This window comes from Vibrio sp. 10N.222.47.A9, from assembly GCF_963872585.1.
Taxonomy (GTDB): domain Bacteria; phylum Pseudomonadota; class Gammaproteobacteria; order Enterobacterales; family Vibrionaceae; genus Vibrio; species Vibrio splendidus.
Map to the genome: position 1 here is coordinate 89,440 of NZ_CAWNBB010000056.1, position 20,549 is coordinate 109,988.

14 protein-coding genes and 1 pseudogene are annotated in these 20,549 nt (G+C 44.0%); 6 read left to right on the forward strand and 9 right to left on the reverse strand.

Translation table 11 applies throughout. The annotated features are described in order from the left end of the window. Positions 1 to 124 precede the first annotated feature (124 nt). Positions 125 to 1,336, forward strand: coding sequence for a DUF3103 domain-containing protein (locus tag AACT19_RS18560; RefSeq protein WP_076648029.1), 1,212 nt, complete (start codon positions 125 to 127; stop codon positions 1,334 to 1,336). A gap of 92 nt (positions 1,337 to 1,428) precedes the next feature. On the opposite strand, the gene AACT19_RS18565 is transcribed toward AACT19_RS18560, so the two are convergent. Together AACT19_RS18565 and AACT19_RS18570 are read right to left on the reverse strand one after the other, a co-directional pair. Then, complete coding sequence (locus tag AACT19_RS18565) at positions 1,429 to 1,746, reverse strand: Dabb family protein (protein WP_009846539.1); 318 nt, start codon at positions 1,744 to 1,746, stop codon at positions 1,429 to 1,431. Between the two features lie 214 nt (positions 1,747 to 1,960). Then, the gene (locus AACT19_RS18570; protein WP_017081013.1) at positions 1,961 to 2,200 is read right to left on the reverse strand and encodes a hypothetical protein; all 240 of its coding nucleotides are present in this window, start codon (positions 2,198 to 2,200) and stop codon (positions 1,961 to 1,963) included. Positions 2,201 to 2,456: 256 nt separating this feature from the next. Here AACT19_RS18570 and AACT19_RS18575 point away from each other — a divergent pair, with 256 nt between their 5' ends. Beyond that, positions 2,457 to 3,341, forward strand: a complete 885-nt coding sequence (locus tag AACT19_RS18575) for a LysR family transcriptional regulator (protein WP_076648032.1) — start codon at positions 2,457 to 2,459, stop codon at positions 3,339 to 3,341. Positions 3,342 to 3,507: 166 nt separating this feature from the next. Here the strand turns inward: AACT19_RS18575 and tnaA are convergent, their stop codons facing one another. From tnaA to AACT19_RS18590, 3 genes are all read right to left on the reverse strand, one after another. Further along, positions 3,508 to 4,980, reverse strand: a complete 1,473-nt coding sequence (tnaA, locus tag AACT19_RS18580) for a tryptophanase (RefSeq protein WP_076648035.1) — start codon at positions 4,978 to 4,980, stop codon at positions 3,508 to 3,510. Positions 4,981 to 5,816: 836 nt separating this feature from the next. Beyond that, a complete protein-coding gene (locus tag AACT19_RS18585; protein ID WP_076648038.1) occupies positions 5,817 to 7,517 on the reverse strand; it encodes a GTPase family protein in 1,701 nt (566 codons plus the stop codon). Further along, positions 7,504 to 8,616 carry a YcjF family protein gene (locus AACT19_RS18590; protein ID WP_076648041.1) on the reverse strand — a complete coding sequence of 371 codons (1,113 nt, stop codon included), beginning with the start codon at positions 8,614 to 8,616 and terminating at the stop codon, positions 7,504 to 7,506. The genes AACT19_RS18585 and AACT19_RS18590 overlap by 14 nt, the downstream gene beginning before the upstream one ends. Before the next feature lie 239 nt (positions 8,617 to 8,855). On the opposite strand from AACT19_RS18590, the gene AACT19_RS18595 reads away from it, so the two are divergent. Beyond that, complete coding sequence (locus AACT19_RS18595) at positions 8,856 to 9,353, forward strand: peptide-methionine (S)-S-oxide reductase (protein WP_076648044.1); 498 nt, start codon at positions 8,856 to 8,858, stop codon at positions 9,351 to 9,353. Between the two features lie 173 nt (positions 9,354 to 9,526). Here the strand turns inward: AACT19_RS18595 and AACT19_RS18600 are convergent, their stop codons facing one another. Together AACT19_RS18600 and AACT19_RS18605 are read right to left on the reverse strand one after the other, a co-directional pair. Next, entirely contained in the window at positions 9,527 to 11,143 is a 1,617-nt protein-coding gene (locus tag AACT19_RS18600) for a polysaccharide lyase 6 family protein (RefSeq protein WP_076648047.1), read from the reverse strand. 85 nt (positions 11,144 to 11,228) lie between these two features. Continuing rightward, complete coding sequence (locus AACT19_RS18605; protein ID WP_017092962.1) at positions 11,229 to 13,001, reverse strand: sodium:solute symporter family transporter; 1,773 nt, start codon at positions 12,999 to 13,001, stop codon at positions 11,229 to 11,231. Positions 13,002 to 13,512: 511 nt separating this feature from the next. Here AACT19_RS18605 and AACT19_RS18610 point away from each other — a divergent pair. The 3 genes and pseudogenes from AACT19_RS18610 (at position 13,513) to AACT19_RS18620 (ending at position 17,759) form a co-directional block, all read left to right on the forward strand. Next, a complete protein-coding gene (locus AACT19_RS18610) occupies positions 13,513 to 14,121 on the forward strand; it encodes a toxin-antitoxin system YwqK family antitoxin (protein ID WP_004733536.1) in 609 nt (202 codons plus the stop codon). Positions 14,122 to 14,612: 491 nt separating this feature from the next. Further along, positions 14,613 to 16,166, forward strand: a pseudogene (locus AACT19_RS18615) (methyl-accepting chemotaxis protein). 867 nt (positions 16,167 to 17,033) lie between these two features. Beyond that, positions 17,034 to 17,759 carry an oligogalacturonate-specific porin KdgM family protein gene (locus AACT19_RS18620; protein ID WP_017082728.1) on the forward strand — a complete coding sequence of 242 codons (726 nt, stop codon included), beginning with the start codon at positions 17,034 to 17,036 and terminating at the stop codon, positions 17,757 to 17,759. Positions 17,760 to 17,891: 132 nt separating this feature from the next. Here the strand turns inward: AACT19_RS18620 and AACT19_RS18625 are convergent, their stop codons facing one another. Both AACT19_RS18625 and AACT19_RS18630 read right to left on the reverse strand, forming a co-directional pair. Continuing rightward, positions 17,892 to 18,608 (reverse strand): 3'-5' exonuclease, encoded by a 717-nt coding sequence (locus tag AACT19_RS18625; protein ID WP_004733533.1) that lies wholly within the window; start codon positions 18,606 to 18,608, stop codon positions 17,892 to 17,894. After that, positions 18,608 to 20,470: a DUF294 nucleotidyltransferase-like domain-containing protein gene (locus AACT19_RS18630; protein ID WP_004733532.1), complete on the reverse strand. Its 1,863-nt coding sequence runs from the start codon at positions 20,468 to 20,470 to the stop codon at positions 18,608 to 18,610. The genes AACT19_RS18625 and AACT19_RS18630 overlap by 1 nt, the downstream gene beginning before the upstream one ends. Positions 20,471 to 20,549 lie beyond the last annotated feature (79 nt).

Genomic DNA, 20,549 nt, shown 5'->3' on the forward strand with positions numbered 1-20,549 from the left:
ATCCTGTGCTGCACAACGAAACAAAAATAACTGACTAACTTTTGAACACATTCACGTTACTGATAGGTTAATCCTTATAGGGCAAATGCTCTATTAATGATAAAAATTAAAATAAGGATTATTTATGAGACCATCTTTTCCTATCAGTATGGTGCTTGCAACGACAGTGGTTGGCTTCCAGTCTTTTGCGCAAAATATTGAGACAACGGATTCATTAGGTATTGCAGAAAGTAGCGCTGCGCAAAAGCAATCTTTGGCGTTACAAATCAGCGAGCGTTATTCCGATCTTGAGCTTTCATTGAAGGCTCAGATCTCAGAAAAGAACTTATCCGCGCCTGTAGATAAATTGAGCTCTACTCAGCCCTACTCTGCATTTTCAAGCCGGATGCAGAAAGCGGATCTTGGTTATCGCAAGATGAAAGGGATCAACGACTTCAGCGACTCTGTGTTAGAGGTTCGCATGGCTGATGAAGCGATGATCGAAGCTTGGAATAATGGTGAAAACCCGCTGTTTGCTTTCGAACCATCAGGCGATGATTCAAACTGGCAATACATCGAAGCCTATGATGTGTATGGGCAAGTTCACGAACTAGACGTGTACCAAATGCCAGACGTCCCAGTGTTTGTGGTTGATAGTAACGGTGCTGAAGAGCTCAAAGCAGGCCTAATGGCGATGCAGGCAGAGATGCAAAAGCTGGGTACTACAACGCAAATCAATGCCGTTAGCGATACCAATGCCGACGAGAGTCAACCTCAAAAATCGTCTTTGATGAACAGGGCTCGTCGCTCGATGGCCTTGTCGGAACCTGAGCCATTGAATACAACACAATTAACCAAAATCCGTTTAGCCGTCGACCAAGAACCTTGGATCTCTGGTAAAGCGGAAATCTACGCTATCGTGACGGGTGTCGATTCAAGTCGTTTAGAGCCCCAGATCGACCTCGTTGAGATGCCTTATCTGGACTACGACAAACAGACGTACTACCCGAACCAGACCGTCATCTTCTGGCCTCGCTACCGTTGGGGCGCTGCAGACATGATCTTGATGGAACACGATGATGGCACAGACTACAAAGCGCTAGCAAAACTCTTAGTTCAAGCCGCAGAAGAGATACTGAAGATGATTCCTGATCCAGAAGTTCAAGGTTATGCGATCATCCCTCAGATAACAGGCAAGATTATCGATGTGATTCCTGATGGCGTATTAGTGAATGATGATGACTTCGTGGACGTGTACTACACCTTAATGCAGAACACGCCTTATGTAGACCGTCCGGGCGCTGGCGGAAATGCTGTCGCATCGTTTGCACCAGTCACGATTTCACCAACAGAGTAAGTCGTTTCTTATTCAGTTAGGGCTTAAACGCTAGGCCCTAACTCTTCATTATCGAAGGTAAGTCAAACACAAGAGACCTACTCAGAACCTAATTACAGGGAGTAATCAAACACAATGATGTCTTCTAAAAGCGGACGAAACACATCTTTCAGCGCATCATGCTCAGGGTGCGGAAGGTAATTCTGGCGGCCTTCTTCATCGGCGAACGTCATTAACACCGAGTGGGTATAACCTTGATTCTTGTTTTCAGGGCTGTCATTTAATCCCCATTCTACTGAAGTGACCCCTTCAACCTTGTTAGGCATCGCTTCAAACAGCATCTTTAGTTTTTGAACCTCTGAAGCTTCAGCGTTTTCTTTAAACTTAATCAGTAGAATATGACGAATCATTCCCGTTTCTTTTTGAGTCATTCCTTGTCCTTTCGAGTCGTTCGCTTACTGGTTTGTAATGCTTAACCAACACCCAATAGCGATCTAAATTAGAGAACAACAAAATGCCACACGTTACACAACATGCCAAGGCTAGATCGCTAGAGTTTATAAAATACTCCACAACCCAATAACGAAAAATGCTGCACCCGAGGGCGCAGCATTTCTCATGACAATGGTAAGCACATCTTTAACGTTAATCACGACGACCTGTAAGCTGGATCGTTTGGTCTTGATCTACGTTCTTTTGGAATTGGATTCCGCCGTTAGACGCTTCATTTCTTCCTTCCAGTGTTAAGTCAGATTCAACACGCTCAGCCTTTACTTGATTACCTTCGCTTCTTGTCATGTCGATAGTCCCTGTATACGTACCGTCGGCAGCAAAAGCCGTGTTCATTGAAAGAGCCATTAAGCCTAGTGCGATTAACTTTTTCATACATCACCTCATATTCTTTTTAATTATTTGTTCGCTTGGTATCTGTGTTTCTTTGTTGAGGTAACTTTAGCGCTTGAGTGAAAGCCATTCGAGGAAAAGCAAGATTTACCAAATGGAAAATCAAGGGATTAGCGAAGTTCTGACGCTGTTCTGTCTTATCTGTTTTGTACTACCACTATGATATTAGAGTCACATAATTTCTGTACGCCTACCGCACCGAAATTACTGCCTATAAAAGGATTCATTTGGAGAGCCTGTGGACATCAATCTAGACATTCAAAATATCCTCGTCATCAAGCGTATGTATGAACTTCGCAATGTTGGACTGGTTGCGGAGTCGCTAGGCAAAACCTCTGGGGCGATCAGCAAGAACCTCTCGAAGTTAAAGTTGCAGCTCGACGATCCACTGTTCATTCAAACCAAACACGGGTTTGAACCCACGACTTTTGTTGAAACCAACATCGAAAATTTTGAGCAGATCTTGAGCAGCGTTGAAGCCATTAAACACCAAGTATTTTCGCCAGAAACTTACCAAGGTGATATCAAAATCTACGCAAATACACTGTTCTGGGAGCGCTTTGGCTCGAAGCTCTACTTTGCTCTGAGTAAAGAAGCCCCGCATGCTCACTACTCATTCGTTCGGTGGGGAAGCAATGTGAGGAACAGGCTCATCGACGGCGAAGAATCCATAGCGGTTCATTACTTTGATGAAACCTTGCCACAGTCAATTTCTCAAATGGAGTTCGGCAAAGGAAAAGTGGTGTTCTTCGTAAGAGAGGATCATCCAGCGAAAGACTTTGAGTCGCTCGCCAACTACCCAATCATTCTATTTAAAACCCCGGGATGGAATGACAATAAATACCCGATCCTTGATCGCCTTAGAAATATCGGATTTCACGTCAACCCAAGAGTGGAAGTCGATCACCCTGCGATGATTCACGATGTTGTGTTCAAATCCGACTATTTTGGTATCACCCTCAATGGCAGCGTACCAGAAGGCTGTCGTAGTATTGATTTACCCGAAAAACTGACGATCGATGTGGGTTATGTGATGAGCTGCCGTCGTTCACAGAAAGACACGCCTTTGAACCAGTGGTTATTCCAAATGTTGAAATCTACCCTGAAAAACAAACAAGCGTAGTTCAACATCTAAAGGCCTAAATGATTAACGGGTTAAGTACTTAAAAGCGTAAAGGCTTAAAGGCTTAGCTGTTTAACGACATAACTCCCCTATCATCCAATAAAGAAAAGGCTCCCGAGGGAGCCTTTGATTAGGGTTCTAGTGACTATTCGCTTATGTTTTTATTTTAAAATGCTTCTTCGAGCGTTTGTTCGTTCTTTTTTTCTGTTTGTTTCTCGCTGGTCTCTACCTCTTTCAAGCGCGCAGTGAAGTGTCTTAACACCGGCGGCTCGTAGGTAAAGTCGAGCCCTTTCACTTGTCCTGCATTCTCTTTCACTTTTTCAAATGCTTCGATGATGAAGTCCATGTGAGTTTGTGTGTAGGTCGCGCGAGGAATGGTAAGGCGCAATAACTCTGCAGGGCATGGGTGTTGTTCACCGGTTGCTGGGTCGCGACCTTGCAGCAATGAGCCAATCTCAACCGCTCTGATACCCGCGACTTTATAGAGTTCACACGCCAAAGCATGTGCTGGGAACTGACCTGCTGGAATATGAGGAAGCAGTTTACCCGCATCCACAAACGCAGCATGACCGCCTGCTTGCTGGCACACGATGCCCATCGCTTCTAAGCCATCAACTAAGTATTGAACCTGACCAATGCGGTACTCTAACCAATCTTGGCGCATGCCGTCATAAAGGCCAACCGCAAGACGCTCCATCGCGCCGCCTTCTAAGCCACCATAGGTTGGGAAGCCTTCTTGCACGACACACAAGGTTCGACACTCTGTGTACACATCCATGAAAGCGTCGTCTTTAAAGCACAACAAGCCGCCCATTTGTACCATGGCATCTTTCTTAGCAGACATGGCTAAGCCATCCGCGTATTTGTAGGATTCACGCGTGATCTGTTCTATTGTCCAATCTTGATAACCCGATTCACGTTGTTGAATGAAATAGGCATTTTCAGCGTAGCGTGCAGAGTCCATGATCACAGGAATATCGTACTTCTGAGCGATTTCATAAACGGCTTTTAGATTGGCGATAGACACTGGCTGTCCACCAGCAGAGTTACAAGTAATGGTGCTCACAATATAAGGAACATTGGCTGCGCCCGCTTCTAAGATCGCTTCTTCCAGCTTCGCCACATCGAAGTTGCCTTTGAAGTCCGCATTCACCGAGGTATCAAACGCTTCTTTGGTATAAACGTTCTTCGCCACACAGCAATTCACTTGGGTGTGACCTTGTGTTGTATCGAAGAAGTAGTTCGACAAGGCGACCATTTTGCTGCGATCGAGCCCTTTCTCCATTTCACGCTTCTTGATAAGAACAGGAATGTAGATCTGCTCTGCGCCGCGCCCTTGGTGCGTTGGAATCGTCAACTCGTAACCGAAGATATCTTTCACCGCATTCGACAATGCATAGTAACTGCGGCTACCACTGTAAGCTTCATCACCCATTAGCATCGCGGCTTGCATACGTTGGGTGATAGAACCTGTACCACTGTCTGTCAGTAAATCGATAAACACATCATCACTATCCAGTAAGAATGGGTTCATCCCCGCGTCGACAATGGCTTGTTCACGATAGGCGCGCGTTGTTCTTTTTACTGGCTCTACAACACGAATACGAAACGGTTCTGGTAGATGTTTGAAGTTTTCCATAATAGTACCTTTCTATACATTCCGATCAGGTCGAAATCTATTTTCTTCAGATGTCACGAATCCTCACCATTAATTTAATAGCTCCGTATAAAGATAGACGGAAATTAACAATGAAAATAAACAAGTTAAATAATGAGTTATTAATCGAACCTAAACAGAGGCTGAGATAATTAGCGATAACGACAAAACAACGAATATTCTGCACGAAATAATAAGTGCGACATTCATGCGTTCAAAGGTTATCAAAGCTGCTGATAGGTAAACAAAGCACGCTGCTTTGCTGGCGCGTGACGCCTAGAGGGTACTACTCTGAAGAAAGGCGGAACGAGAGCTGGTGATCTAAGGTATACCAAGCTAACAAGGTTAGCCATGTTGTTGATTGCCATTTCAGATACATGTTCACAATATATCCCTACGTTGAAATCAAGATGATCCGAAATTTAAATATAGTGCAATTGTTTTATAAATAAAGCTTAGAAAAGTATAAATGTGATCAACATTTAGAATGATGATTAAATACGATAGCATGTTATATAAACTGTGAATCACAGCCGTTTATATACTATTAAACTAGTTCAGCGAGTTACTTAATAATATCGAATCTCTTTTAAACTCAATACTTATCTAATAAGGGGCGAAGATGGCTGTTTTCTAAAAAGCTGTCTTCTAGAGAGCTACTGAGCTTAAAAAGCCAAGCTCTAAAACTCGCCGATCTAAAAAGGATAAGCACTAAAGCTCTCAGCCTTAACTAAAAAAGATAAGCTCTCACGCTCTAAAAACTCAGTTCTGATGAGTCTCAAGCCTCACCAGAACCGTTTTGCAGCCGCAGTCGTGGATTACTTTTTCTTCACGACTTGCTTGATGGCCATTTCAGCCAGTTTTGGCGTCGCTGCTTTCAATGCACTGGGGGCAACCTTCTTACCCGCCTTGACCGCTTTATTCAGTTGGCCTTTAACCGACGTGCCTCTTTTCATTGCTTCTAAACGTTGGCGGTTTCTTTGCACGTTATTTGCGTCAGCGATACGCTCGATCAACGTCTGCCTTAAAGTATCTAAACCAAACTGTACCTTTTCTGGCGCAATCGCCAGCGGTAACACGATATCGGTTTGCAGCAATATATGATTGTATTCGAGCGCTTGAGCAATGATCTTTGCTTTGGTCGATGTTGGATTCTCTAAGTCATACGGTGGTTGCCAATCGTCTACAGGCTTTAATCTGTCTACCTGATTCACAACCGACACCACAATCGGCTTCTTGCGTGAGATGTTCTTAGGATCGTCATAGAAAGCATCAAATCTATCTTTCAATTGCTTATCCAAATCACGCGCAGATTGATTGGCTTTAAGCACCCATAACACCACATCGGCTTGGGTCATCTCTTTCAGCATTAAGGCTTCGGTTTTAGGATTGCCATCAAGCCCTTGAAGATCAACCACGCGAACATCATTGTCGTCGACAAACGCGTTGTAAACCGTTGAAGTGTCGGTTGATGGCAGTACATCCACTTCGGCAACCAGCTCTTGCTTAAGGGCATTAATCAGTGAAGATTTACCAGAGCTCGTTTGCCCCACCAGCACGATTCGCACGGGCTCTAACTCTGGAGCAAAGCGTTGTTCGTCGAGTTCAGACACATCGGACGCTTTCAATGCTTCATCTTCAATGCTGAAACGTCCGCTATAGAGATCAATCGCCACCGCCGCAACTTCATCTAATAAGGCTTGTTTGGCGGCGTATTGCATGTCATCAACCACACCTCTTGTCATTGAAGATGTCGCTTGCTCTCTCCCTAAATCAGAAACAACTTTTAGCGGGTTCAAATAGAGGTTTTTGAGGTGATTCCCCCAAATAGCGGCCTTAACGATCTTCTGCCCTAGCTCGCCATATTTATCATAGGCTTCGTAGCCCGCCTTAATGTAAGAAACCTTGAGATACTCAATGCCCGGTATATGCTCTCGCACTACCAGTTTGTAGCGTCGGCTTACCTCTTCGAACAGCTTTAGCCCTTCAGGAATCGAGAAATCGAGCGATTTCTTATCAAACTTTTTCGCCACAAACTCAAGTACTTCTAAACCGGTTTGGTCTAGGTTGCCCCACTCTATGTCGACCATTAATTGTTGGCGTACATGGTGTTTTGAATCATTCCAGATCGACAGTTCTTTTTGAGACCAATCAGTCGAAGCCTTAACCAATGCATCGTTGATATCAGCTTTGTTATGTTGTGATTCAGATTCAGAAGCATCTTCGCCAAGGCCGTCGCTCTCTTTATTTGAGAAGGGCTCCGTACTTGAAGATCGGCGTGAAGAGCGGCTTGAAGAATCGCGTGAAGAACGACTAGAAATGAACAAGGGAATGGTGAATACCAAGGTACTCACGGCAATGGCAATCGACATTTCGAGTAGGTAACCGTATTTGATCGCCAAGAAGACACCAAAACCCATCATGATAATGCTTGGGAAGATGGCCGAAATAAGAGCAATGCCCCAGCGGCCGCTCGATAGCACCGCCAGTAATCGAAATAGGTTTCTAATTTTCTTCATAGCCCGACGCCGCCTTTCCTTTTTTCAGGGATTCTTTGTAGATCTTCTGCATCTCTTGTTCAGACACTTCTTCGCCTTTGTTCTTATGATAGAAGTAAAAACAAGCCGCGCGACCTAAACCATAAGAGGTGCCGAAACTCATTGCCGCTGCAGCCACCGCCCCTACCGTTTGACCATAAACTGGAATCAGCTTTATCAACTGTCGAGTGCCCAGTTTCATTCCGTATTGCAAAGCAAAGCTGCTTCCCAGAGTGCCTATCAGCTCACTGAAGACTCTCTTGTTCCACTCGACCCCATATTGATTCGCTAAACTATGTAGCATTTTCGCTTGAATCGCAGGTACCGACACCAAACCAACACCCGGAATCAGGTCGCTCGCTGCCGCACTTCCCGCATACCAAAGCACTTCGTTTTCTACTTGATCAAAGTTGGCTTCTTCCTGTGTGGAGTGCTCTTTGTCTTGCACCATCATTCCGATCACCGGAAGAATACTGGTCAGCTTTTCTAACAAGATGTCATAGTTGTAAATTGAACCACTGTTATTGCTCGAGTCATCCGTTTCGAAATCCACCGCGACGGATTCAAACTCTTTACCCCAAGCCTTCTCTACTTGGTTGGTGTTGAACTGAACCTGCCTTGCTCGATCTATTTCACTGGAAGACAACACTGCAGTATGAACAAGCAGCAAGTGTTTAATTTTCTTCTGTTTCTTAATCTGCTTTAGAGCCGCAAGCACTGAGGATTGTTCAGGTTCGTCGGCTTTCATTACAACGACTAACGCATTACCTGCCTGACCAATCTCTTCCAGATCCTCTTTCGCATCGTAATTCGCTTCGCTTAGTCCTCTGGTATCGAGAAAGCGCATCACGGGTTTGTCTTGTGGGAATTCATAAGACATCGCCGTCATGGTACAAGGCGCAAAACCATTACCCACTTCTACAAACGAGTCACCTGTCACCGCCTGAATAAACGATGACTTGCCCGCCCCCGTTTTTCCCAAGAGCCACAATGTCGGCAGATGCTGACGCTGGTATTCATGGGCCTGAGTAAGATCTGGGTTCTTGCTCGGATTAATGAAGTCTTTTATTTGATCAAACATGTTCAGAGTCACGCTCACTTGATGTTGAGATTCGAGTTGATGACAAAGCAATACTGACTTATATAATCACAAATCATATTAAACTTATGTTTGTTCAGTCGCACAGGTTTACAATACCTAAACGCTTGTTTTTATTTGCGCGCTCATTTTTATAGACGCTTTTTTATACGTGCGGGTATCATCGTATTGATTCACACATCGAACAAATATCAACAAACACAGAGAAGTAAAAGGTAAGTATGGAACAAATTTATTTAGCTGGCGGTTGCTTATGGGGCGTACAGGAATTTATTAAGTACGTTCCTGGTGTTATCAGCACAGAAGCAGGCCGTGCCAATGGAAGCGCCCAGCTAACAGAAAACGGGTCGACGCAAAGCGATTACGATGGCTATGCAGAGTGCGTACAAATTGAATTTGATCCAAGCGTTACGTCTGTAATGATTTTGATGGAACACTTGTTTGAGATTATCGACCCTTACAGCGTGAATCAACAAGGTGTCGATGTCGGAGAGAAATACCGCACAGGCGTATACAGCACCAACGCAGCACACTTAACAGAAGCTAAGCACTATGTTGCCTCTCGTGACGACGCCGACCGTATCGCACTCGAGATATTGCCGTTAATTCATTATGTCGCGAGTGATGATATCCACCAGCATCATTTGAGCCTATTTCCTGAAGATCATCACTTATGCCATATCCCTTGGGATCTGCTGCATAAGTATAAATCACAGTAGTCACGACGTAAGATCGAGATCGTCACGACCTAAGATCGATAAAGCCTCAACAGACATTACCCGTTGAGGCTTTTTAAGTGTTAATGGTCAGGACAGCTATCTGAATTTATTTGATAGCTCTAACCATTAAGCATTAGCCATTAGCCATTAAGTAATGACTCATAGCCAATAACTTACTTAGTCGTATTCTCAAGCACGTAGTCCGGACCCGCTGTTTCAGCCGTCACGACCGCAAGTTTAGACACGTCTGCACCTTCGCCTTGATAAGCGTTGATGCCGTTAGTAACGGTCATTGCGGGCAACTCAACAGAGAAGCTCGAGATCTGCTCAGATGCTGTCACTTGGCCAACATATGTTTCATTGTCATACGTTGCGCCCATTAGCGGGTAATCTTGCGTTGCACGCACACTGACAAACTCAGGAGATTGCGAGTTATCAACCACGTTGTGTTTGAACGCCACATCAACACCTGCATAAATCTTTTCAACTTCCGCATTATTGAACAGGCTAACACGGTGAGTTTGGTTGCCATAGATAATGCCCCACTCAGTGTCGACTAGAGAGTTATTTTCGATGGTGATATTTTTCGGCGTCCATTGCTTGTTCAGCTCTTTGCCCTTCACTGATTGATCTAGCTGCTCACCATTCGCTACGTCGATGATACCTGTGTTAATAACAATGCCGCCACGTAGGTCAGCATTGCCTTCAATCACACCGTCACGTCCACGAGTATTCGCAATGTAGTTATTACGGATCACATGGTCTTCGTCGTAGATTCGAATACCACCCGTTAAGTTCTTTTTATTACCTAGAATAATGTTATTTTCAACACTACTTCCTTTACCATGACGCAAAGAAATCAAAGCAGAACTTTCAAAAATTGTATTACCAGAAATTGTGTTGCCACCCGACTTAACTGAGACAAGCTCGCGCTCGCCATCCATGTCGATCATCAAGTTATTAACGAATTTTGAATTAGAGTCCCACTGAGAAGATTTTGAATCACCAATACGAAGTGCTTCCCAGCTGTTGCCGTTGTAACGAATCGCCTCTTTGATATCGAATTCGTTAAACTGGTTCGGCTTTTGATCCATGAAGATATTATTTGCGATTAGATGGTTGTCTGGCGTGTCATCTTTTTGCACACCAATCAACGTGCCGCGTTTTTGCTTACCTTCGAAACGGTTGTTGATAACTTTACCGTCTTTACCCCACAAAGAAACCCACAGGTATCTTGGGTATTCAGAACGACGCTCGTCTGGCTCGTACGTGTAATCATGGTTGAAGTAGTAGAATGTTGAGTTTTGCAGCGTGTTGCCATTACCCATCATACGTACGCCGCCAAACCTTTCGTTAGGACCGCCCTCAGTAAATACCAAGCCATCAAGCGTGATGTCATCGCCTTTCAGTTCAAATTGAACTAGGCCAGTTAACCAGGCGGAACCCGCTTGCTCGGCTTTAATGGTGATGTCATTCGCCGTAATCGTCACTTGACCTAAGTTCGCGTATTTACCGGCAGGGATCACCACTTCGTCGCCATCTTTTAGATTTTCAAATTGTGCTTTAAGCGCAGCCACTTGTTCTTCTGAAGCAACGGCTAATGTGTTGCCATCGACCTCAGCTAAGCGGTCACTACTCAATAGGTAACTACGGTCGATTTCGCTAATAGCAGGCGCAGCTTGTTCAGCGACACTGACTACGGGTGCTGTTTTCTCTTGTGTCGTACAGCCTGTTGCAAAAGCGAGCGTGAACGCGCTAATAATACTTACCGATAATAGTTTTTTGTTCATCGTACATCTCACGTTAAAGTTTGGATTATAAAAATGACGGCCACCCATTTAGGTGGCCGTGATGTTATTTAGGATGCGTATTAAATTAGCCTTCGGCTGGAGTCACTTCGTCTTGTTGCTCGACTTTGTCATCGACCGCTTTAACAAGTAACAGGCCAACAGAGAACACAATCAAACCACACAGAACGAATACCATGCGTCCCCACATAGGGTTTGGCAGTACGAACATAGTCATTACGCCCACACCCGCTACCGCGATAAGTGAACCCAACATACGACGTTGCTTGTTATCCAGTTTCTTCTGTTCATTACTCTCAGCAACTAGTGGTGTTGCTAGGTTATTGAAGAACTTGTCGACATCTTTCTCACGGTGTTCCGGTAATGGCTTGTAGAACAATGTTGAAAGAACGAAGAAGCCAGCAGTAAATACGATGTGACCGATAAGGCCGATAGCCACTTTCAGGTCAGCCCACTCACGGCCAGTTAGTTCGTTTAGACCGAACCAGTTTTGAATCATGTCCGCTGTGATAACGAAACCAACGAAGTAAGAAACCACACCACCAACGACTAGCGTGCCCCAGCCAGCCCAATCCGGAGTTTTACGGATGAAGAAGCCACAGAATGCTGGAATCGTCATTGGGAAGCCGATCAATGCGCCCACGTACATCATGGTGTCGAAAAGGCTCAGACCTTTAAGAGAGTTAATGAACAGAGCAACCAAGATGATCGCGATGCCGAAGAAAGTAGACGTTAGCTTAGAAACAACCATTAGCTCTTTCTCTGTCGCTTTAGGGCGAAGAATCGGCTCGTAGAAGTTCTTAACAAAAATACCTGAGTTACGGTTTAGACCAGAATCCATTGAAGACATTGTTGCTGCAAACATCGCGGCAATCAGAAGGCCAACCATACCAACCGGCATGTACTCTTGAACGAAATATAGGTAAGCGAAGTCAGCCGCTTTACTGCCAGCTTCTGGGTAAGCTGCTGCTAAATCAACACCTTGACCTGCCATGAACCATGAAGGCATGAACCAGATGATTGGACCCAGTGTCATTAGTACACAAGCAAGCAGTGCTGCTTTACGTGCGTTGTTTGAATCTTTCGCAGCAAGGTAACGGTAAGAGTTCAGCATGTTATTGGTGATACTGAACTGCTTCAAGAAGATGAACACCGCCCAGATGCTGAAAATGCTTAGGTAGTTAAGGTTATCACCCGTAATAAATGAATCGGTTGGGAAATCATTGATGATTTGCGTGACACCGCCACCGTGGTAGACCGCTACTACAGCACACGTTACGGTCACTGCCATGATGATAACCATCTGCATAAAGTCAGATGCGATTACCGCCCAAGAGCCGCCCGTTACTGACATCACCAGTACAACCAGACCCGTTAGGACAATCGTCGTTGTCATATCAAAGCCGAAGATACCCGATGCGATGATCGCAAGACCGTTCAACCAGATACCTGCGGATATAACGCTGTTTGGCATGCCAGACCAAGTAAACACTTGCTCATTCACCTTACCAAAACGCATACGAATCGCTTCAATAACCGTCACAACGCGCAGTTGGCGGAACTTCGGAGCGAAGTAAAGGTAGTTCATTAGGTAACCGAATGCGTTCGCGATAAAGATAATCGCTACGGCAAAACCATCGGTAAAGGCTTTACCTGCTGCACCAGTAAATGTCCACGCACTGAACTGGGTCATAAATGCGGTTGCACCTACCATCCACCACAGCATATTACCTCCCCCACGGAAGTAATCACTCGTCGTACTTGTAAACGTTCGGAACATCCACCCTATTGCAATTAAGAATAGGAAGTAGATGCCAACTATCAGGGTATTGAGTTCCATCTTGAGACCTTTATTTATGTTTTTTGTTGAGGTCACTATAGATAGATGGCAAGCATATTTGTACTACAATAATCTAAATGCGTGACAGTGATCTTACAGTCTGACACTCAATTAATCATACAAGTGATCGAGTTCAAAGTTGCACCACCTACGAGCATAATTCCTCAAGTGAGTGTAGCCATCCGTACTAGATTTCGACAAAAACCCCTAAAAAACATGAACAAACCCTCTAAAAAACGAAGAATTATTGACAAATAACCATTATTCGTCACGATCAAAGCTCAAAGAAGAACAGCAAAAATATCGTTAGATATAATTTATAAAAATGAATAAGACGAACATATTTGTAGTATAAATAGAATTGAAAATTTGCTTTTAAAAGTTCCCTATATTAGGTAGCCAATAATGAAAACTTGAAAACCACTATTAGATACTGACAGTGGTTCTCGGAAGTGAAATGCTTTTAACACACCCGTTACACTTTCCCCTCGTCCATTAAAAAGGTGTCATTATGAAGAAATACGTTCCAATCTTAATTGCTCTTAGTACGGTATCTTCTATGAGCTATGCAGCCACCAGCGATGATGCTGTTGACTACTTACAAATGCGCAAAGGTGTGGCTTATCAAGTAAACCACTCAAAACCCTTTACTGGTCAATTTGAAGAGAAGTTCGATAACGGCCAAGTCGCGACCCAAGCTCAATTTGCCGATGGCCTAGAACTTGGGTTAGAAACCAACTGGTATCCGAATGGCCAAGTCGCTTCTAAAGTGAATTACGTTAAAGGTGAGCTGCAAGGTAAGGCCGAGACCTGGTATCCAAACGGACAGAAAAAAGCGGAGCTCAACTATAAAGACAATGAGCTGTCGGGTGTTGCCTCTCGCTGGTATCCGAATGGCGAACAAAGCCTAACAGCCGAATTCAGTGACGGGCAAAAAGATGGATTGGTAACGGACTACTACCCTAATGGCAATAAGGCCAGCCAAGCGAAATTTGATGAAGGCGAAGTAGCAAACGGGAAACTCACTCGCTGGAATACTAACGGAGACAAGGTTGAAGAACTGACCTTTAAAGACCACAAAGTCACGTCTAAACAGGTTTGGATGCCGACGGAAAGCTAATACTAAAAAACGGCTCTCACAGGGTTAGTCTCATACATATAAACGACTGCTGGGAATCCGCCTGCAGCTAACCGTCTGCTGCAAACCCGTCTGCTGCAAACCCGTCTGCAATTAAGCGACAAGAGCAAGAGACACAACAAGAGAAGACAAGAAAAGAGAAACGAGCATTCATGTGACTAAGCGTGAATGTTCGTGGCTATTTCACTTGCTCTTTTCACTACCACTTCCCCTTATCACTTTGGTCCGACTATACCTCAATCTCTCGTTATTATTTACAGCACTCCATCTAGTGATAAAACAATCACCAATAGTCATTGAAAATAATAAATATTTAACTTGCGCATAACCTTTCCATAAAATACTGTAAGCAAACGTTTCCGTTGCGAGTTAGATCCCAGTTATCCGCTTGTAAGCTACTGATCACGCAAATAAGAGAAACGAGATTCCCAAATACGTTGTTGAGTCATATTGTTTTGCTTTGGTGCCTGCCTATGAAAATTAAAACCTCCCTTTTTAGCCTTGCTTGTTTATCCATTATTTCGTTATTGGTTGTCGTCTCATTCACTGAAATGGCAAACCTAAAGCTGATCAAACTTGAGAAAACCCTGATCAAGGTGAAGTCGCTTGAAGTTTCGATGCTTCAACTAAATCGAACGGAACTAGAGTTTCTGATCAGCCACGACAAAGCCCTCAAGCCTAAATTCGCCAAAGAGTATTCACACTTCCAACAGTTGATGAATAGCTTCTCTGTTTTACTTGAAGAGTCAGACATAGCGGTGCCTGAGTTAGACAAACTGAATCGAGAAGTAAAATAATACGACAAAGATTTTTCCTTGATGGTAGACGCGATAGAACGCAACCCAGCAAAGGTCAGCGAACTGAAATCAGAAATGAAAATGCTGTTTGAAGATATCATCTCGATATTTACCGGCGTTGAAGGTCGTTTAGAACAACAGGTCGAATCGATTCAACAAACCATCACTACGTTTATTGTGAGTTCCGTAATCGCCGTCACTGGATTACTGATCGCACTGTCCTTTGGGATCTCATCGCGTGTCGCTAAGAAGATAGCCTCGTTAAACGCAACCATGTTGCACGTATCCCAACAACGTGACTTTACCGTTAAAGCGGAAGACAGCGGTTCAGATGAAATTGCGGATATTGCCAAGTCATTTAACACCGTCTTAGAAGATATTCGTCAACTTGTTGGTCAAGTACAAGGGTCGATCCAAGAGCTCGGCAATATTTCGAACCAGTTGCAACACGACGGCATAGAAGTGGAAAGCGCTTTAAACAAGCAGCAACGACAAACAGAAAATATTGCGACCGCGATAAATCAAATGGGCAGCAATATCCAAAGTGTTGCGACCAATAGTGAAAATGCATCAGCAAATGCACAAACCAGCTTCTCCACGGCAAATGATGGCCTGAACGATGTGGCCTTCACCAGAGACACAATTAATACGCTTTCAACTGACTTAGTGAGTGCGAGTGAAGAAGTGAATCGCCTTTCTGTGCACTCAGAAAAGATCAATACCGTACTAGAAGTGATTAAAGACATTGCTGAACAAACCAACCTACTCGCTTTGAACGCCGCTATTGAAGCAGCGCGCGCTGGAGAGCAAGGTCGTGGTTTTGCGGTCGTCGCCGATGAAGTGAGAACCTTGGCTGGCAGAACACAGCTTTCAACCGAAGAGATCTCAACCATTATTCAAGGGGTTCAAGATCAAACCCAAATGGTGGTTAACACGATTCAAAATTGTTGTGAAAAAGGTAACAGCAGTGTCGACTCTTGTGAGAAGGCACATTCAAGAATCACATCGGTTATCGCAGACATGGAAACCATTCTAAATAACAGTTTAGAAGTCTCCAATGCTATGAAGGAGCAAAGTGAAGTTACGTCAGAGATCATCGAAAACGTAGATGCCATTAAACAACTGACACTGACGAATGTAACGAGCGCTTCAAAAAACGCCGCTTCTGCAACTTCAGTAGTAGAACAAACAGACTCACTTGAACGCGCTGTCATCAACCTAAAAGCTTAGCTCTTAAGCCGCGGCTTACACGTTTTTGCTTATCAAACTATTCTCTACTCAAATTTCAGATAAAAAAACGCTCATGTTGCCTGTATCAACATGAGCGCAAGGGTAGATCTTCGACTACCGTCTCCTACCTTTCTAAACGAAAGCAGAAGTTATAATTAGAATAGTTGGGAGCAATAATCAAAATGCTTTCGCAAGCACTTCAACGATTTCTTCTTTGTCGCTAATAAGAACAACGGGTAACCATTCGAACCCTGTTCATTCCTATCAAGTTCATATCTATATAGCAGGCTATGTCACTGCCTTGCCTACTACATTTCAAATCATCTCTGGTCGAGCTCTATAACACCTAAAACAAATGCTAGCGGTCTAAAGCATTTTGGCTTTTAGCCATTTTTCCTTTCTAACCATTTAGCCTTTAAATCGTTCTTACTTATCCGCTTCGCAGCGTCAGTTCATGCAATCAACACAGCAAAGTTATGTGTTGCTACAGAAAGTTAGTAAATAATAATGTATTACAAATAAAAATGACATCTAAAGATTCAATTTTTTGCTGTAGCGCACATTTATTGACGAACAAAACTCTTCAAAATCATTATCAACAGCCAAATAAACCACTAATAATCATCAACTTACCAGAGTAACTCAACTTTGTAACCCTTTGTAAATAGTGGTTTTGTCCCAACAACACGATCAAATTCACAGATTATACGCCTTCAAATCGTTAGCATATTTGTATTATTTAAATGCAAAACAAATTTGAAATAACCAAGAAATAATTTCAATAACAAAATGCATTGAAGACAAGAACTACTCTATTTGGCTTGTAATTATGGCCAATACTCAACCTATAAATATGGAATTAATACCATGAATAAAACTAAAATCGTGATTGCTGTGGCATCTGTACTCGCTGCTGGCTCTGTATCTGCGGCGTCTTTCGATATGAGACACGAATACAAGAGTCATACAGATCAACACGCTACTCGTGTAAAACTGGGCGATAGCATTGGCAACTTCCTTGTAGATATCGAAGCGAAATTCAAGGGAGAAGACGGTAAATTCATGGAAGATTTGAAGAATAACGGTTGGGAGCTTGGTCTAAATTACCGTCATGTACTAAACGATAACTGGACAATGACTTACGGTATGCCAATTGAAGGTCGCGAATCTGGTGTTACGTACAAACCTCAAGTTCGTGCAACATACAAAGTGGATAGCGTTGATGGCCTAAGCCTAAGTGCTCGTTACCGTTACGATATGAGACAAAATACTAGCACGACTGAGTACGAGCTCGACGGTAATGGTGACATTGTCGGTGTTGAGAAAAACATTGAAAACCAACGCCGCCACCGTCTAACGGCAAACGTTAACTACTCAATGGAAAACTGGCGCTTTGGTTTAGAGGGTAACTACTACAAAGCGGATGGATATGACATCTACGACAACGACGATACCAACTACGAGTTGAACGCAAGTATTCGCCACATGATGGGTCAATGGGCACCATATGTAGAGTTTGGTGATGTGAGTACTTCATCGACTAAAGCGACTCGTGAGCTACGTAGCCGTGTTGGTCTAACTTACAGCTTCTAATCGATAGCTATATAAATAATCTAAGATAATTACTGTCCTAATTTTCTAAGACCTAAAAAAAGCCAGCTTAATCGCTGGCTTTTCTTCTTTCAAATCATTCAAATAAGAGCCGAGTACTTAACGCCCCTCACCCTAGTGACTGATCCGATAGAGAAATGCAACGGTCACTTCATCGTTAGGCACAACTCGCTTCTGCTGAGCTAAAAACAATTCCGCAGTTGATACTGCATCAGCAAGCGCATTATGATTGTTGTATTCAGGAAGCCCGTACCTTTCACGAGTGCCAGCTAGAGTCAAATCCACTTCTTCATGATTGCTGATCGCTTTCTCCATACTCTTTTCAATACACAATGTGTCTAGCCAAAGCAGAGGAATCGCTCGTAAACCGTAACAGCGAAGAAGATATTGGCTAATGAACCTCTCTTCTACCATGCAAGCGTGCGCGACAATAATCTTGCCTTTCGCTGCTTCGAAGAACGTCAGCATCGCATCATGAATAGAAGCGCCCTCTTCTAACATTTGCGGCGTAATATGGTTGATCACGGCGGTTTCTGCGTTGATCTGCGAATCGTTATCCAGATAAATATGCTTGGCGGACGCTAAGTCTATTCGCCCCTTGACCACATCGACCCAACCCATGGACAAAATCAGATCTTGTTCGCTGTCTAGACCCGTGGTCTCAAGATCCAACACGATGTAGTCACTGTCTTTGGCCAAGTCCGTCATTTCAGGGCAAGGCTGATCTACGAGATCATGTAACGCTTCTGGCAACTTAACCGTTCCCAGATATTGCTTACGTTTACGTTTAATTCGCTCAAGCGGATGAAAGTAATTTAAAAACGATTTCATTAGCGTGCTCCGAAACGAATTTTCGCCGCTTCTTGAAGGTCAGCAATGATCCTAAAGGCATCTTTCAAGTGTTTACGCTCAAAGCTACCAAAGCTATCTGGATTGATATTGTTGTCGGGCACATCTCCGTTCTTCAACGCCTCAAGTTGATGACCGAATCGGAAAGAGAGAATGAACTGGTAAGCACCTAGAATGTTTTTGAATGCGTCGTCGCTCAGCATGCCTTTTTCATTGGCTGCCGCAAAGCGTTCATCAGTGGCCGACAAGTCACACTCCACTGCGAGACCATAAATACGCGCTAAATCAATAATCAAGTTGATGGCGTATTTCTTCACGTTCAAGGTTTTCTTGTTCTCACCCGATTTCTCTAACACCAAGCTGTTGAAGATACCCAAAGGTGGATTGGTATTGACCGCATCTTTCACGAGCGTACTTAGGAACTCACGGTTGCCGCGAATATTGGTATGCAGCTCATCACGAAGAATGCCTTCGAACTCACTGTTGCCATAAATAGTACGGATCTCTAGGAACACACTGATGTTGAGTAGGCGTTCATACTCAGGGTTGGCAACCCACTTTTTATAGTAGTGCTTCCAAACATTGAGTGGCTGACACCATTTTGGCGTCGCTGCCATGAATTTACCTGGGCATAACGGATAATCGCAGCTTGCCAACCCGTTGGTCACCATCATCGCTAAGTGTTTGAAGTAAATACGGTCACTATCTGTCGCATCATCAGCCAGTACAATCGCGCTGTCTTGATCCGACAACATGTGCACTTCATTACGCGCGTGCGATCCGGCTACGATCCAAGAGAAATCACACGGTGGTGGGCCTAATTTATCAATCGCGATCTGAATCAATCGGCGGGTGTAGGCATCCATGATCATGGTCATTACCTTACCGACGGTTTCCGGTGCAACCTTGCCTTCCACCAGCGCTTCAAAAATAGCTTGTCGCTCAGGGGTAAACGAAGACATGGTTTTCACACTGCCCGCGTATTTGATTTTCTCGATTAAGAAGATCGCTTGGACACGGTGGTTTTGAACTAAGTGAGACGTGGTGAGGAGACCAACGACCTTATTCTCTTTCACAACGGGCAAGTTACGGATATTGAATTGCATCATGATAGATGCAGCATGCAGCACTAAATCATCCGGTTTCACTGTGAGTGGAGAGTGTGTCATTACCTCTGAGATCAGGCTGTCAGTACTGACACCGTGAGCGATCACTCGCTTAGTCATGTCACGGTCGGTAATCAAACCAACAATGGTTTCACCCTCATAGATCACCGCACATGGCGAGCGTTGATGAAGCATTTCCACCGCTACCGATTGGATGGTTTGCTCAGACTTAACAATGGCGACCTGCCCGCTTGCCACTTCTTCAACCTTACGAATGAACAAGCCTTTCTCTTTATTTGACCAAACAACATCCAATGCCGACTTCAAACGAACCTGAGCCTGTGAAGCAAAGTGTTCTGCGCAACTTGGAAAAGCTTTGAAAAGCGTTTGAAGTGCCGAGTGTGGAATCACATAAAGCAAGGTGTTCTCAATTGCGATGGCTCTATAGCCTTTCTCGTCGTTGACTTCAGAATCTAAGAACGTAAAACCGAACAAGTCTTCGCTACCTAAACGTGCGCGAAGCACACCGTCCGATTTTCGTTGCTCCATAGAGCCAGTTCGAATGATATAGAGCGACTTTTCCTTGCCCGATTCACACAGATCAACCACATCACCTTTGCCGAGGTAAGTGATCTGAACATTAGAGGCAAGTTCACGCAGCGCTTCTTTAGGGATCTTATCGAATGGGTCTATCTGACCGATAAACTGAAGAATATTTGGTAATAAAGACTGAGGCATAATCACACTCGCAATAATTTGATTAGTATTATTATATAACTAACAAGGCTGGTTACTAGTGGTTTTAACAAAACAGCAA

Coding starts and splice junctions, on each gene's coding strand:
- AACT19_RS18560 (WP_076648029.1), top strand. CDS start 125: ATGAGACCATCTTTTCCTATCAGTATGGTGCTTGCAACGACAGTGGTT.
- AACT19_RS18565 (WP_009846539.1), bottom strand. CDS start 1,746: ATGACTCAAAAAGAAACGGGAATGATTCGTCATATTCTACTGATTAAG.
- AACT19_RS18570 (WP_017081013.1), bottom strand. CDS start 2,200: ATGAAAAAGTTAATCGCACTAGGCTTAATGGCTCTTTCAATGAACACG.
- tnaA (WP_076648035.1), bottom strand. CDS start 4,980: ATGGAAAACTTCAAACATCTACCAGAACCGTTTCGTATTCGTGTTGTA.
- AACT19_RS18585 (WP_076648038.1), bottom strand. CDS start 7,517: ATGAAGAAAATTAGAAACCTATTTCGATTACTGGCGGTGCTATCGAGC.
- AACT19_RS18590 (WP_076648041.1), bottom strand. CDS start 8,616: ATGTTTGATCAAATAAAAGACTTCATTAATCCGAGCAAGAACCCAGAT.
- AACT19_RS18595 (WP_076648044.1), top strand. CDS start 8,856: ATGGAACAAATTTATTTAGCTGGCGGTTGCTTATGGGGCGTACAGGAA.
- AACT19_RS18600 (WP_076648047.1), bottom strand. CDS start 11,143: ATGAACAAAAAACTATTATCGGTAAGTATTATTAGCGCGTTCACGCTC.
- AACT19_RS18605 (WP_017092962.1), bottom strand. CDS start 13,001: ATGGAACTCAATACCCTGATAGTTGGCATCTACTTCCTATTCTTAATT.
- AACT19_RS18610 (WP_004733536.1), top strand. CDS start 13,513: ATGAAGAAATACGTTCCAATCTTAATTGCTCTTAGTACGGTATCTTCT.
- AACT19_RS18620 (WP_017082728.1), top strand. CDS start 17,034: ATGAATAAAACTAAAATCGTGATTGCTGTGGCATCTGTACTCGCTGCT.
- AACT19_RS18625 (WP_004733533.1), bottom strand. CDS start 18,608: ATGAAATCGTTTTTAAATTACTTTCATCCGCTTGAGCGAATTAAACGT.
- AACT19_RS18630 (WP_004733532.1), bottom strand. CDS start 20,470: ATGCCTCAGTCTTTATTACCAAATATTCTTCAGTTTATCGGTCAGATA.